Origin of the sequence: Pseudoalteromonas sp. SR44-5 (assembly GCF_014163675.1) — a bacterium.
GTDB classification, from domain to species: Bacteria; Pseudomonadota; Gammaproteobacteria; order Enterobacterales; family Alteromonadaceae; genus Pseudoalteromonas; species Pseudoalteromonas rhizosphaerae.
On sequence record NZ_JACJDT010000014.1, the window covers coordinates 58,385 to 71,639 of the forward strand.

The following is a 13,255-nucleotide window of genomic DNA, read 5'->3' on the forward strand; positions in this document are numbered from 1 at the left end:
ATTATTGCTTTGCCATAACCATATCAACAAATCCACTCACATAATTCGTCTTTGGATCAAGCAATTCCTGAGGTTCAATTTTTATACCGAAAGTCAATTCAATCTGCATTACTAATGTCAGAATCTCAAATGAATCCAAAGCTATATCATCCTTGAATGAAAGCTCTAAAATATTATCAATATCAACAGCGCAACCTCTGTCTGTAAAAAACTGATATAAAAAGTTAATAAGTTGATTTTTCATTAATGAGAACCTTTTGGAATACAATACAAAACGGTGCTTAACCCTAAATGTTCATGTACTCGTAAATACATATCGTAATTAGGCTGCAATTGATCGATAAATTGAGGGAGTTCCCATAAATCTTTCGGTTTATGGTAAACACAAATAGCTAGCACAGGCTGTTGGGTTTGAATTAAACTTTTGGCACCTTCAAGAGCAGCTAATTCGGCCCCCTCTATGTCCATTTTTATATAGTTTATATCCATAGCTTGACAAGTTGAGTCTAAATCAACAACAGATACTGAAGAATCATTTATAACTTCACTTTGTATAATATTGCTGGAGCTTGTTTGCCCTTGATTAAAATTAAGTAAATCAACACATTTCCAAACCCCCGAAGGGAATGCTTGAAAAGAAATTTCAGGATTATTTTTCTTTAGCCTGTTTTGTGTATTTGTAAGTGTTTGATAATTATTTGTATCGGGTTCAAATGAGGAAATATGCTCAAGTGTTATAATATTTTTTTTATGAAGTTCTACAAACGCCTCTACTGTATCCCCAGTATAAGCACCACAATCGATAAAACGAATTGGTGATTGAAAATTGAAAGGTATATCATCTGGGAAGTACTCAATTTTTCTATCCGGTTCAGGGTAGTCATCAATAGAAAGGGATGCCCTAAAAGCACACAATTTATCTAATATATTTTTACTTTTATCATCCCCCAAACGCGCTCGTAACCACTTAATACTTGGTAAATTCAACATATCATGATGACTTGTGCGCATCCATAAATGCTCTAGCTGTGCATATTCCTTAAACACTTCTGGGAACTCTCGTGCAGCCTCAAAAAAGCCAAGAACATTATTATAACCGAGCTCTTGTAGGCGCTCTTTGATTTGCCCTCTATTAGAGTTAACTAACGGCGTTACAGCAACAATGACTGTCATATTACGATCAGCTGTATGCTCATCAAAAATAGGTAAATTATACTTCATCTGGCTAACTAAACGTTGATCGATCCACCCATTAACTTGTAGCTTTTGCTTTACTAAAATTCTATAAAAACATTCTCCAAAATGACCCGCTCCGTAAATTAGATAGTTCATTTAATCGCTCCAACGTGATGCCAAGTCAAAGGCATACCTTTTTTAATCGCTTTCGTTGCGAGTCTGCCCGTTATAAATCCTAAATCCTTTGGCATCAGCTCACCTACACCAGGCCTTAGATTGACCACATTCTCTTTGTTCAAAACTTCACCAGCAGCAATATCCCTCACTGCAAATAGGCAACGCCTTGCTTTACTGGGCTCACTAGGGAAATGTACACTGCCAATAGCCAACTCAACTTGCCTAACTCCTTGAACTAAATCTTCAAGTTCATCTGGTGTCATGGAAAAAAAGCTATCAGCCGTTTCATCTTCTTTACTCATCACAAAATGCTTTTCTATAATTGTCGCCCCCATAGCTACAGAGGCGACAGGTATATGGTTACCTAATGTGTGATCCGATAAGCCTATTGGTACTTTAAAAACATCTGCTAAATGAGGGATTGTTTTTAAATTAATGCTTTGCGGGGGAGCTGGGTAGCTACTTGTACATTTCAATATAGCTAAATCTGTTACTCCTGCTTGGTGAGCAACTTTCACAGCTTCGTCAATCTCAGCAAGCGTTGCTCCACCTGTTGACATAATCACCGGCTTTCCAGTCGCAGCAACTTTTCGAATGAGGTCATGATCGATCAACTCTGGCGAAGCTATTTTATATGCAGGTGAATCAAAAGATTCCAATAAATCGACTGCAGAATCATCAAATGGTGAAGAAAAAATAGTGATACCGATTTCATTCGCCAGCTGAATTAAAGGGGCGTGAAAATCCCATGGCATATATGCCCCTTCGTATAAATCATATAAATATTGTCCTTGCCATGGACCTGTTGCTTCAAAATGCGGTAATTTACAATCCATTGTTAAAGTATCTGCGCGGTAAGTTTGTAACTTTATCGCATCAGCTCCGGCCTCTTTTGCGGCTCTAACTAACGCTTTCGCCTGCTCTAAATTTTGACCATGGTTTGCTGACATTTCGGCAATAATATACACAGGATGACCTGGCCCAATTTTTCTACCATCGATGGTAATTTCAGAATTAAACGCCATTTGCGCCCCTTAAATTGCACTGTCAAAAAATCATTAAATCAAAGCAAATTTCATACCTAATTATCTACAATAGCTTACAATTTGATAAACTATATTGATCCAAAAGGATTTTAACTTTTAAGTTATGTGCAAGAGTGTAATGATTTGCTATATTTATCTCAATAATAATTACGATTACCAGTGACCATGTCTGATGTATTAATAATAATTCAAGCACGTATGACATCAACCAGATTGCCTGCCAAAGTGATGTTGCCGCTGTGTGGCAAACCAGTGTTACAAATTATGCTTGAACGCTTACCAAACTGGCACGATCAAATCATTGTCGCAACAACTAATGATGGCACTGAGCAGCCTATCTTGGATTTATGCACACAGCTGAATATTAAAACCTACCAAGGGGATACACAAGACGTACTAAGCCGCTATTATCTGGCTGCTAAACATTATAATGCTCAATCATCTACAACCATAGTTAGGCTAACGAGTGATTGTCCACTGATTGATGAAGAGCTATGTAACAAAGTGATTAATGAAAGAGTGACTCAAACCTATGACATGGTTAATTTAGGTCCTCATAGTGGTTACCCTAGAGGACTTGACTGCTGCGCATTTTCATTTGATTTACTAGAGAATACCCATCTAAAAGCAACATCACCGGACGATCGTGAGCATGTTACGTTAGGCATGGCAAAATTTAATACTATAACGACTCACACATTCAGTGCGTATGAAGATTATAGCCACTTTCGCCTAACACTTGATGAACCAGACGATTACAAAGCAATTACCGCTGTTTATGAGCATTTTTTGAATAAAGTAGATTTTTCCTATAATGATTTAATAAAAACATTAAAGGAAAACCCTCACATCACCGATATAAATAAACATGTAGAGCAAAAATCTACTTAAGTTAGGCATAATAATTGTATGTCATTGAACATTATATTTATGACTACCAAAGAATTAGAGAATATTAAATGAATCCAAAAACAATATTAGTTACCGGTGCAACTGGCTATAAAGGAACTGTACTGGTTCCAAAACTACTGGCTTTAGGCCATCGCGTAATCGCGTTTGACATCCAATGGTTTGGTAATTTTTTGCCCTCTCATGACAACCTCTCAGTCATTAAAGGTGACGTACGCGACACTGATACGATTAACTTAGACGGTGTGGATTCTATTATTCATCTTGCTTCTATCGCAAACGATCCCTGTGGTGATTTAAACCCTAAATTAACATGGGAAGTGAGTGCGTTAGCAACTATGCGCTTAGCCGATAAAGCAAAGCGCTGTGGAATAAAACAGTTTATTTATGCGTCATCGGGTAGCGTATACGGCGTTAAAGATGAAGAGCAAGTAACTGAGGACTTAACGCTTGAGCCTATTTCTGAATACAACAAAACGAAAATGGTTGCAGAGCGTGTACTTCTTAGTTATGCCGACGACATGGCGGTACAAATTGTACGCCCAGCAACTGTATGCGGTTTATCTAAACGAATGCGCTTAGATGTTTCTGTCAATATGCTGACAATGCAAGCTCTAAAAAATGGAAAAATCACAGTGTTTGGCGGCGATCAAGTCAGACCAAATATTCATATTGACGATATTACTGATCTCTATATTTATATGCTGGATAATCCAGAGAAAGTCTCTGGTGTCTTTAATGCAGGGTTTGAAAATATCTCAATTATGGATATAGCAAAAATGGTACAGGCTAAAATAGCATGCGAGATTGAGGTTACTCCTTCAAATGACCCTCGTTGTTACCGTATTAATTCAGATAAGTTACTATCTAGCGGTTTTACACCCAATAAAAATGTCGACACAGCCATTACCGAAATTATTACAGCTTACAAACAAGACTTACTTAAAGATGAAGACCATTTTTACAACCTTAAATGGATGCAAAGAGAAGTTTTATGACTAACAACCAATCTGCAACCACTATAGCCAAGGATTCAGTGAAAAAACTGACAACAAACTATGTGAACACCCTAACGGATGTATTAAAACAGTTAGATAGTGAACAAGTTAAGAGTCTTGTTGATACCTTACTTACTATGAAGGCAAATAACGGCACTTTATATTTATGTGGCAATGGCGGCTCAGCAGCAAATGCAATCCACCTTGCAAATGACTTTACATTTGGTATTAGCCCAGAAGGTAATGCATTAAAAGTTGAAGCATTACCAGCAAACAGCTCTGTTTTAACTTGCCTAGGCAATGACATTGGTTATGAAAATATTTTTGCACATCAGCTAAAAGTTAAAGCAAATAGCAATGATATTTTACTTGTTTTATCTGGTAGCGGTAACTCTGAAAATATAATTAGAGCGACTCAACAAGCACTCGACATTGGCATGAAAACAGTGGGCATTTTAGGATTTTCTGGCGGTAAAGTTAAGCCGATGCTTGACCAAGTTTTCCATTTCGAAGTCCAAGATATGCAGATATCAGAAGATACTCAAGTTATTGTCGGGCATATCTTAATGAAAGCTCTATACAATGCATTACGTGAGGCTAATTAATGACCACCATTGTCTACGGAATTACAGCCTCAACAGAAATGTTTATCCGATCAGAATATAATACTGACAATAATATTTTTGCTTGTACAAATGGTGGCGAATCATACAAAGGCACGCCTGCAAAATCATTAGAAGAATTATCAAAACTAGAAAAAAAACAAACGCTCCAAGTAGTAATTTGTTCTGAATTTGTCTTTGATATCTTACAATCTTTAAATAAAATTGGTATTACCACTAATCAATGTTCTTTTTTTAACCACATGAGCGGTAAGCTCATTCCTTGTATACAAATGCAATTTGCTATTGATACTAAATCAACGTTATATGCTTTTTATGATCTCTCTTATAATTTGCCCTGCTTTGATGTAACTACTTTTATCGTTTTAGCTGAAATAGAACGAAAAAAACAAAATAAAAAAAATATTCAATTTGTAATTATCCCTAGCCATAGTGACGATACTCCAGGATTAAATGTATATCACGATAACGTTGATGCTAAATGGCGTATCGAAAAGGTTATTAAACCCATGTTTAATTGTCTTGCCTCATGCATAGGTATTGATCAGCCGATTTCGCAAAGTAGCCTTGTATACTATAAAAGCTTGAACCCTAGCATATATCCAAATAACTACTTTCAAAACCCTAGACAAGCAGCTGGAGATTTTAAATTATTAAAATCTTATGCCGAGCAAAATATTAAATTAAGTAACTTAGCACCTCCACAACAAGCTTATACTATTGTTAATGACTTCATAAGACATAACGTGGGCAAAAAAAAGCTAATAACAATTACATTGAGAGAATATTGGGCAAATTCCGAGCACAGAAATAGCAATACAACGGCATGGCTTGATTTTGCATTATCACTAGACCTCAATGAATACTTTCCGCTAATTATTAGAGATACTTATAAAGTAAGTGAGCCCCTTGAAGAAAAATATCAATCGCTTACAACGTATCCCCTTGCAGCTGTAGATTTAAGTATCAGGCTCGCCTTATACCATGAAGCGTATATAAATATGGGTGTTGACAGTGGTCCTCTTTATCCGATTAGCTATCTTGAAGGGGCTCGCTCAATCATTTTTAGATGGTGTTCGAATGATATTCCAAATCTATCAGACAGAACAAATAGCATGCACGGCTTTGAAGTTGGAAAAAATCATTACTTTAATGATAATGAATTTCAAATAAATGCATGGATGGATGATTCATTTGAAAATATTCAAACTCAATTTTCTCTTCTTGAGAATAAAATAAATAAGGCGGCAATCTAAACTATGAATGACTCATCAATTTTAGTTTTAGGAAGCAATTCATTTTCAGGGGCATCATTTTGTGCGCATATGCTAAAAAATGAGCAGCAAATTATTGCTGTTAGTCGCTCACCAGAACCTAATTCAGCATTACTCCCATATAGTTGGCAAAAAAATGCAGATAAATTGCAATTTAGTCAACTGGATATAAATCATCATCTGCAAAAAATTATTGATATTGTTAAACAAAAAAAAATTAAAAAAATATATAACTTTGCAGCCCAGAGTATGGTTGGTCAAAGCTGGCAATATCCAGAACATTGGTTTATGACTAACACTGTTTCAACGATCAAGTTACACAATTCTCTCCGACAATTAGATTTCCTTGAAAAATACATCCATATATCAACTCCCGAAGTTTATGGTAGTTGTAACGGATTAGTACCAGAGCATACTAATTATCAACCCAGTACACCATATGCAGTCTCCCGTGCTGCTGCAGATATGAGTCTACATACATTTGCAGATGTTTATGACTTTCCAGTGGTATTTACACGAGCTGCCAATGTTTATGGTGAAGGCCAACAGCTTTATCGCATAATCCCTCGTACTATTTTATATGCCCTACTAGGCAAAAAATTACAGCTGCATGGCGGAGGGCATTCAACACGATCATTTATACATATTGACGATGTATCTTCAGCGACACAACTTATTGGCGAAAAGGGTAAAAATGGTGATATTTACCATATTTCAACAGATAAAATGATCTCTATTCGAGTACTCGTTGAAACAATCTGCAATATGCTTAAGCTCCCATTTGAACAAGTGTGCCAATCGACTGAAGATCGATTAGGAAAAGATGCAGCATATTTATTAGACACAAAAAAAATTCGCTCCGAGCTAAATTGGCAAGATTCTATTTCATTAGAAAACGGCTTAGAACGAACAATTTATTGGATGAAGCAAAATTTAGATGTACTCGCCAAGCAAGAACATGACTATATTCACAAACCTTGAGGTAATCATGATAGGACAAGAAATAGATTTACTAAAAAATTACCCTAAGTCTAAGCGTGATCTTTCTGATAGATTAGAAGCCAAAAGTGAAGCAGTTAGAGCTATAGCGCGCCAATTTGACGAGGAATTCTTTGATGGTGATAGAGAGCACGGCTATGGTGGTTTTAACTATCATTCAAGATTTTGGCAGCCAGTCGTGCCTGACTTTATTACGCACTTTGGCCTGCAAGAAAATAGCAGTTTATTAGACGTAGGCTGTGCAAAAGGATTTATGCTTTATGATATTTTACAACAGCTACCAACAATGACATTAAGTGGAATAGATATATCCCATTACGCATTAGACAATGCCAAACAGGAAGTAAAGCACTTATTACAACAAGGTTGCGCTACTAAATTACCTTTCGAAGACAATAGTTTTGATACTGTAATATCAATTAACACTATTCATAATTTAGATCTTAATAATTGTGCAAAAGCACTGCAAGAAATAGAGCGAGTTTCTAAAGCTAAAGCATTTATTACTGTTGATGCATATAGAAATGAACAAGAAAAAGAACGCATGGAAGCCTGGAATCTAACAGCCAAAACAATGATGCATGTTGATCAGTGGAAAGAGTTTTTCAAAGATACAGGCTACACTGGCGATTTTTATTGGTTTATACCCTAATGAAAAAACTTGATGCATATTTTGAATCATTAAGAATTCGAAAAATAGAAGAAATGATAGCCTTACGCTACCCTGAGCAAGAAATGAGATGCCCAACACATCTGTCAATAGGTCAAGAGCTAGTACCTGTTGTTGTTTCTAATTTTTTATCTAAAGATGATAAGGCTTTCAGTTCACATAGAGCACATGCCCACTATCTAGCCAAAGGCGGATCATTAAAGAAAATGATAGCTGAATTATATGGCAAGGCGACAGGCTGCACAGGTGGCAGAGGTGGCTCTATGCACTTAACAGACTTGGATTGCGGTTTTATAGCTAGCACTGCAATTGTGGGTAATAGTATACCACTAGCGGTTGGCAGTGCGCTAAGTCAAAAACTACAAAATAGCAATTTTTTGACCGTAAGTTATTTTGGTGACGGTGCAACGGAAGAAGGCGCTTTTTACGAGTCGTTAAATTTTGCAGCAGTTAAATCTCTTCCTATATTATTCATATGTGAGAATAACCGCTATTCAGTGTATAGCCCATTAGAAGTTCGCCAGCCGGTTAATAGAAGCATTACGGATTTATCGCAATCAATTGGAGTTGAAAGCTTTCACGCTGATGGAAATCTTTTAATACCACTAACCCATGCCGTTGAGAGTGCTATTGAATATATTAGAAAGAATAATGCCCCAGCACTCTTAGAGCTTGATACATATCGTCACAGAGAGCATTGCGGTCCTAATTTTGATGATGACTTAAACTACAGAGCCGCAGGTGAAGTCAAAACATGGCTTGAAAAAGATCCGTTAAAATTATTATTCGCGGAACTATCAGCAGATCAACATTTCGAGAAAACTCATAACGAAATGATTATCAAAATAAAAAATGAAATAGAAGATGCTTTTCTTTTTGCTGAAAATAGCCCTTTTCCAAATCCACAGTTAAACGAAGAGTTTCTTTATGCAAAATAAAACAACAACATTCGCTGAAGAAATAAACCAAGCACAGCACTGTGCCATGGCTGAAGACGATAGCATGATTTGTATGGGATTAGGTATTAATGATCCAAAAGCTATTTTTGGTACAACTACAGGCTTACAATCAAAGTTTGGCTCAGACCGTGTCTTTGATATGCCAACATCTGAAAATGCAATGACGGGTGTAGGGATTGGCGCAGCTATTACTGGCACACGTGTATTAATGACCCATCAACGAGTCGATTTTTTCTTGCTTGCCATGGACCAACTTGTAAATAATGCCGCTAAGTGGCACTACATGTTTAATGGGCAAATGACTGTACCTTTAACAATACGTTTAATCATAGGTAGGGGTTGGGGTCAAGGACCCACTCATCAACAAAGCTTGCAATCATGGTTTGCACATATCCCTGGACTTAAAGTTGTTACTCCAAGCTTAACTGATAATGTAGGACAGCTACTTTATCAAAGTATAATGGATAATAATCCAACTATTTTCCTTGAACATCGATGGCTGCATAACCAAAACATCGACAAAGAAACGTGCGTCGATTACAACTCAAACATGCAAACAACGAGAGTCATCAAAGAAGGTGAAGATGTCACTATCATCGCTAATAGCTATATGCTCCTAGAAGCCATACACTGCCACAACTTCCTAAAAAAACAAGGTGTTAACTGCGAGGTAATTGAGGTATCTGAACCGACAAATATTGATTGGCAAACTATTTATAACTCTGTCAATAAGACTCAAACCTGCATATGCACTGATATAGGACATAACTCATTTTCTGTCTCTAGTGAAATTTCAGCAAAAATATATGAAGCATGCTTTACTTCCTTAAAAAAACCAATAAAACGAATAGCACTCCCCTCTTACCCTGAACCTACGAGCTTTGGATTAACAAAAAAATACTACAAAACCAGAACTGAGATTACTAAAGCTGTATCTGAACTCCTTGATAGGGAAATATTTATGACCGAAGATGTAGAATTTCCTCACGATGTTCCTGGTAACTGGTTTAAAGGCCCGTTTTAATGAATCGAGTATTAATTACAGGAATAAATAGTGGTATTGGGCAAGCACTTGCTGAGCGCTTAAGCCAAAATACGATTATTCACGGTACTTATCGAGGGCGAAAATCAAACTTAGATTTTGCTGAACTAACAAAAGTTGATTTTAGCTCACAAAAAAACGTTGACGATTGGTGCCATAAAACGAACTTTTCAATATATGATAGTATAATTTTTGTTCATGGCACACTCGAGCCAATCGGTTCTCTATCAGATTGCTCTTATGACGATTGGGAAAATGCATATAGAATTAATTACTTATCTATAGTGCAAGTGTTAAGTTCAGCAGTTCTAAAAATGAAATCAAACTGCAAAATCCTGACTTTTGCTGGCGGAGGCGTCAATAGCGCCCCGACGAAGTTCAACTCTTATATAAATGCGAAAGTAGCATTAATAAAAATGACTGAAGTTTTAGCTGCTGAATATCCCGATTTAATCTTTCTAAATGTTGGTCCTGGCTGGGTAGATACACCTATTCACCAACAAACACTCCACGCAAAAGAAATAGTGCCGGAAGCATATAAGGAAACAGCCAGAAGATATGAGGAAAATGACTTTGTGTCTATGCAACTGGTCATCGACTCCTTAATTTTTCTTCTTGATAATGCAAATAGTAAGTTTAGTGGACGAAACTATAGCATTGCATCCAAAGAAATTTTTCATGAGGATTTTTTGGAGTCTCTTGAAAACCCAAATATCTACAAATTGCGTAGACTCAATAAAGAGCATACATAAATGAAACTAACGGATTATATTGCATCTTACCTTGCTCAATTAGATATCAAGCATGTATTTGTTCTGCAAGGCGGTGCTGCTTTACATTTAATTGACTCAATTGAAAAACACCCTTCGCTTTCAGCTATTGCAATGCAACATGAGCAATCATGTGCGATGGCTGCTGATAGTTATGCAAAAACACACCATGTACTAGGCGTGACTATAGCCACATCAGGCCCAGGCGCTACAAATTTATTAACAGGTATCGCAAGCTCCTACTTTGACTCTGTAGCTACTTTACATATAACTGGAAATGTAGCTTCATTTAGGCAATCGCATAAATTAGGGGTTCGCCAATATGGTTTCCAAGAAACCGATATTGTTTCTATGGCAAAGCCAATAACAAAGTACGCAATACAATTAAAAAGACCTAATGACATTATCACTGTATTACCTGAAGCTATAAAAGCAGCATTAAGTGGCCGGCCAGGGCCTGTGTTAATAGATATTCCTGATGACTTTCAGCGAGAGATATTAGATATAAAAAAAATACCATTTGAAGCTTTTAATCAATCAACTGTAAACCATAAAGTAATTCAAGAAAACATATTTAATAACTTCATAGTGTCATTAAAACAAGCGAAAAAACCTTTATTTATTCTTGGTGCTGGGTGCCATAACTCAGCAGAACGGTTAATTTCACTTGCAACAAAACTAAAAATCCCCTTTCTATCGACTTGGCCGCTCAAAGGGATTGCAAATCATGATGACGAGCTAAATCTAGGGAATTTTGGAACTCATTCTTTACGTGGGAATAATATCGTTTTACAAAATTGCGATTTTATCATTTCTATTGGGTGCAGACTAGATTCAAAAGCCACAGCAAAATTAGATACCTTTGCACGTGAAGCTAAAATCGCAATGGTGGATATTGACCATAACGAAATAGAGAAATTTGCCCAATTAGGCAAAGTAATCAACTATCAATTTCCTGTATCTGTACAAGTTTTTTTAGATGCTTTTTCACTGCATTGTGAAGATTTAATTGAAATATTTAAAAATAACGATGTGTGGCTAAATTATATTACGGATGTCACACAAGAGTTTAACTACATACCTGAATATAATTACGGTGGTGTAAACCCATATTTAGCTGTTGAGTTGTTTAGTGGTGCTTTCTGTGATGACCAAAATATATGTGTGGATACAGGTACTTGCTTACCTTTAACTCTTGTCTACGGTAAAGAGAAAAAAGGCCAGCAGTATATTTCTTCATATAATAATACCCCCATGGGCTATGCTTTACCTGCATCGATTGGTGTTGCCCTAGCAAAAGAAAAAGAAGTATTTTGTATAGTTGGCGATGGTGGTTTGCAAATGAATATCCAAGAACTTTCAACGTTAAATCACTTGAAACTTCCAGTCATTATTATTGTATTTAACAATAGTGGTCATTGTATGATAAAACAAACCCAAGATGATTGGCTAGACTCAAATTATTTTTCTGCTGATTGTAATAATGGCTTGCCTCACATAAATTTTTCTGAAGTTGCTAAAGCTTATGGGATCGACTCTGAAAAAGTTGAAAATAATGAGCAATTAAAATTATTAGTAGAACGTTTACACCTTCGCATGGATCAAGAAGGGCCAAAGCTTATCGAATTAGTAATTAACCCAAACTTTAGATATGAACCGATTATCAAGTATGGCAATCCATTAGAGAATATGAGCCCTGAACTTGCTTACATAAAACAAAAAAAAGCTATGCTTATACCCAGTTTGAAGGAAAATCTATAATGATAAACTTACACCAAGAGCTGGTTATGCTAGCTAGGAATACACAATCACACGTACAATCAAGCAGTGATTACCAGCTTCTTAACAAAAAACTATCAAAAGTAATTGCCAGCGCTTATAACACGACATCAACACCAACATTTTTATTAACGGATAATATTACATTTTCTCTTCCGTATTACGATATGGGCAATATTAATACGACTCATTTGTTTGGTATTGATGAGCTAATCATTTTAAGCTTTTACTTGAAAAATAAAAATAACTATAAGAATGTGTTAGATCTTGGCGCTAATATCGGTCTGCATTCAATAGTGCTGAGCTTATTAGATTATCAAGTTACATGTTTTGAAGCGGACCCTGAAACATTCCGCGTTTTAAAACAAAACCTAGAATTAAATAATTGTAAAAAGATTAAGCCAATAAATGAAGCCGCGGCAAGTTTTGATGGCAAAGCTGAATTTACACGAGTATGTGGAAACTTAACTGGAAGTCATTTGAGCGGCGCAAAAAGTAATCCCTATGGAGAGCTAGATAAATTTGAAGTTAAAGTTAATAACATAGGTAATATAGCTAAAGAATTTGACTTAATTAAAATTGATATTGAAGGTCAAGAAGCAGATGTATTAACTTCAATTTCTTCGGAGGACGCTTTAAAAATTGATTTTATGATGGAAATTAATGGCGAAAAAAATGCAAAAACTATTTTCGACTACAGTTTACAAGTCGGCTTAAATATTTTTCTTCAAAAAAATGATTGGAAAAAAGTGAACTCTCTTGCCGAATTACCCCTAAGTCATAGAGAAGGTAGTGTTTTCCTTTCTAGTAAAAATAAGATGCCTTGGTAAAAT

14 protein-coding genes are annotated in these 13,255 nt (G+C 36.1%); 11 read left to right on the forward strand and 3 right to left on the reverse strand.

Annotation, left to right across the window (positions count from 1 at the left end; genetic code table 11):
* Position 1: 1 nt before the first annotated feature.
* The 3 genes from H5154_RS10140 to pseI are packed head-to-tail and all read right to left on the reverse strand — an operon-like array spanning position 2 to position 2,378.
* Positions 2-244: an acyl carrier protein gene (locus tag H5154_RS10140; RefSeq protein ID WP_076923517.1), complete on the reverse strand. Its 243-nt coding sequence runs from the start codon at positions 242-244 to the stop codon at positions 2-4.
* Entirely contained in the window at positions 244-1,332 is a 1,089-nt protein-coding gene (locus tag H5154_RS10145; RefSeq protein WP_182718190.1) for an FkbM family methyltransferase, read from the reverse strand. Before H5154_RS10145 ends, H5154_RS10140 begins: the two co-directional genes overlap by 1 nt.
* Complete coding sequence (gene pseI / locus H5154_RS10150; RefSeq protein ID WP_182718191.1) at positions 1,329-2,378, reverse strand: pseudaminic acid synthase; 1,050 nt, start codon at positions 2,376-2,378, stop codon at positions 1,329-1,331. The genes H5154_RS10145 and pseI overlap by 4 nt, the downstream gene beginning before the upstream one ends.
* Before the next feature lie 186 nt (positions 2,379-2,564).
* Here pseI and H5154_RS10155 point away from each other — a divergent pair, with 186 nt between their 5' ends.
* The 11 genes from H5154_RS10155 (at position 2,565) to H5154_RS10205 (ending at position 13,252) form a co-directional block, all read left to right on the forward strand.
* Positions 2,565-3,290, forward strand: coding sequence for a cytidylyltransferase domain-containing protein (locus tag H5154_RS10155; RefSeq protein WP_076923520.1), 726 nt, complete (start codon positions 2,565-2,567; stop codon positions 3,288-3,290).
* 68 nt (positions 3,291-3,358) lie between these two features.
* Positions 3,359-4,306: an NAD(P)-dependent oxidoreductase gene (locus H5154_RS10160; RefSeq protein WP_182718192.1), complete on the forward strand. Its 948-nt coding sequence runs from the start codon at positions 3,359-3,361 to the stop codon at positions 4,304-4,306.
* Entirely contained in the window at positions 4,303-4,911 is a 609-nt protein-coding gene (locus tag H5154_RS10165) for an SIS domain-containing protein (RefSeq protein ID WP_182718193.1), read from the forward strand. Before H5154_RS10160 ends, H5154_RS10165 begins: the two co-directional genes overlap by 4 nt.
* Positions 4,911-6,185: a hypothetical protein gene (locus H5154_RS10170; protein WP_182718194.1), complete on the forward strand. Its 1,275-nt coding sequence runs from the start codon at positions 4,911-4,913 to the stop codon at positions 6,183-6,185. The genes H5154_RS10165 and H5154_RS10170 overlap by 1 nt, the downstream gene beginning before the upstream one ends.
* Before the next feature lie 3 nt (positions 6,186-6,188).
* Positions 6,189-7,184, forward strand: coding sequence for a GDP-mannose 4,6-dehydratase (locus H5154_RS10175; RefSeq protein WP_182718195.1), 996 nt, complete (start codon positions 6,189-6,191; stop codon positions 7,182-7,184).
* Positions 7,162-7,854: a class I SAM-dependent methyltransferase gene (locus H5154_RS10180; RefSeq protein WP_259398486.1), complete on the forward strand. Its 693-nt coding sequence runs from the start codon at positions 7,162-7,164 to the stop codon at positions 7,852-7,854. The genes H5154_RS10175 and H5154_RS10180 overlap by 23 nt, the downstream gene beginning before the upstream one ends.
* Positions 7,854-8,810, forward strand: coding sequence for a thiamine pyrophosphate-dependent dehydrogenase E1 component subunit alpha (locus tag H5154_RS10185; RefSeq protein WP_169019240.1), 957 nt, complete (start codon positions 7,854-7,856; stop codon positions 8,808-8,810). Before H5154_RS10180 ends, H5154_RS10185 begins: the two co-directional genes overlap by 1 nt.
* Positions 8,800-9,855, forward strand: a complete 1,056-nt coding sequence (locus H5154_RS10190) for an alpha-ketoacid dehydrogenase subunit beta (RefSeq protein ID WP_076923526.1) — start codon at positions 8,800-8,802, stop codon at positions 9,853-9,855. The genes H5154_RS10185 and H5154_RS10190 overlap by 11 nt, the downstream gene beginning before the upstream one ends.
* The gene (locus tag H5154_RS10195; RefSeq protein WP_145239465.1) at positions 9,855-10,625 is read left to right on the forward strand and encodes an SDR family oxidoreductase; all 771 of its coding nucleotides are present in this window, start codon (positions 9,855-9,857) and stop codon (positions 10,623-10,625) included. Before H5154_RS10190 ends, H5154_RS10195 begins: the two co-directional genes overlap by 1 nt.
* Entirely contained in the window at positions 10,626-12,404 is a 1,779-nt protein-coding gene (locus H5154_RS10200) for a thiamine pyrophosphate-binding protein (RefSeq protein WP_076923528.1), read from the forward strand. It begins immediately after the preceding gene.
* Positions 12,404-13,252 carry an FkbM family methyltransferase gene (locus H5154_RS10205; RefSeq protein WP_145239468.1) on the forward strand — a complete coding sequence of 283 codons (849 nt, stop codon included), beginning with the start codon at positions 12,404-12,406 and terminating at the stop codon, positions 13,250-13,252. Before H5154_RS10200 ends, H5154_RS10205 begins: the two co-directional genes overlap by 1 nt.
* The last annotated feature ends 3 nt before the right edge of the window (positions 13,253-13,255 follow it).

Coding starts and splice junctions, on each gene's coding strand:
- H5154_RS10200 (WP_076923528.1), top strand. CDS start 10,626: ATGAAACTAACGGATTATATTGCATCTTACCTTGCTCAATTAGATATC.
- H5154_RS10155 (WP_076923520.1), top strand. CDS start 2,565: ATGTCTGATGTATTAATAATAATTCAAGCACGTATGACATCAACCAGA.
- H5154_RS10185 (WP_169019240.1), top strand. CDS start 7,854: ATGAAAAAACTTGATGCATATTTTGAATCATTAAGAATTCGAAAAATA.
- H5154_RS10190 (WP_076923526.1), top strand. CDS start 8,800: ATGCAAAATAAAACAACAACATTCGCTGAAGAAATAAACCAAGCACAG.
- H5154_RS10180 (WP_259398486.1), top strand. CDS start 7,162: ATGACTATATTCACAAACCTTGAGGTAATCATGATAGGACAAGAAATA.
- H5154_RS10205 (WP_145239468.1), top strand. CDS start 12,404: ATGATAAACTTACACCAAGAGCTGGTTATGCTAGCTAGGAATACACAA.
- H5154_RS10195 (WP_145239465.1), top strand. CDS start 9,855: ATGAATCGAGTATTAATTACAGGAATAAATAGTGGTATTGGGCAAGCA.
- H5154_RS10160 (WP_182718192.1), top strand. CDS start 3,359: ATGAATCCAAAAACAATATTAGTTACCGGTGCAACTGGCTATAAAGGA.
- pseI (WP_182718191.1), bottom strand. CDS start 2,378: ATGGCGTTTAATTCTGAAATTACCATCGATGGTAGAAAAATTGGGCCA.
- H5154_RS10145 (WP_182718190.1), bottom strand. CDS start 1,332: ATGAACTATCTAATTTACGGAGCGGGTCATTTTGGAGAATGTTTTTAT.
- H5154_RS10175 (WP_182718195.1), top strand. CDS start 6,189: ATGAATGACTCATCAATTTTAGTTTTAGGAAGCAATTCATTTTCAGGG.
- H5154_RS10140 (WP_076923517.1), bottom strand. CDS start 244: ATGAAAAATCAACTTATTAACTTTTTATATCAGTTTTTTACAGACAGA.
- H5154_RS10170 (WP_182718194.1), top strand. CDS start 4,911: ATGACCACCATTGTCTACGGAATTACAGCCTCAACAGAAATGTTTATC.
- H5154_RS10165 (WP_182718193.1), top strand. CDS start 4,303: ATGACTAACAACCAATCTGCAACCACTATAGCCAAGGATTCAGTGAAA.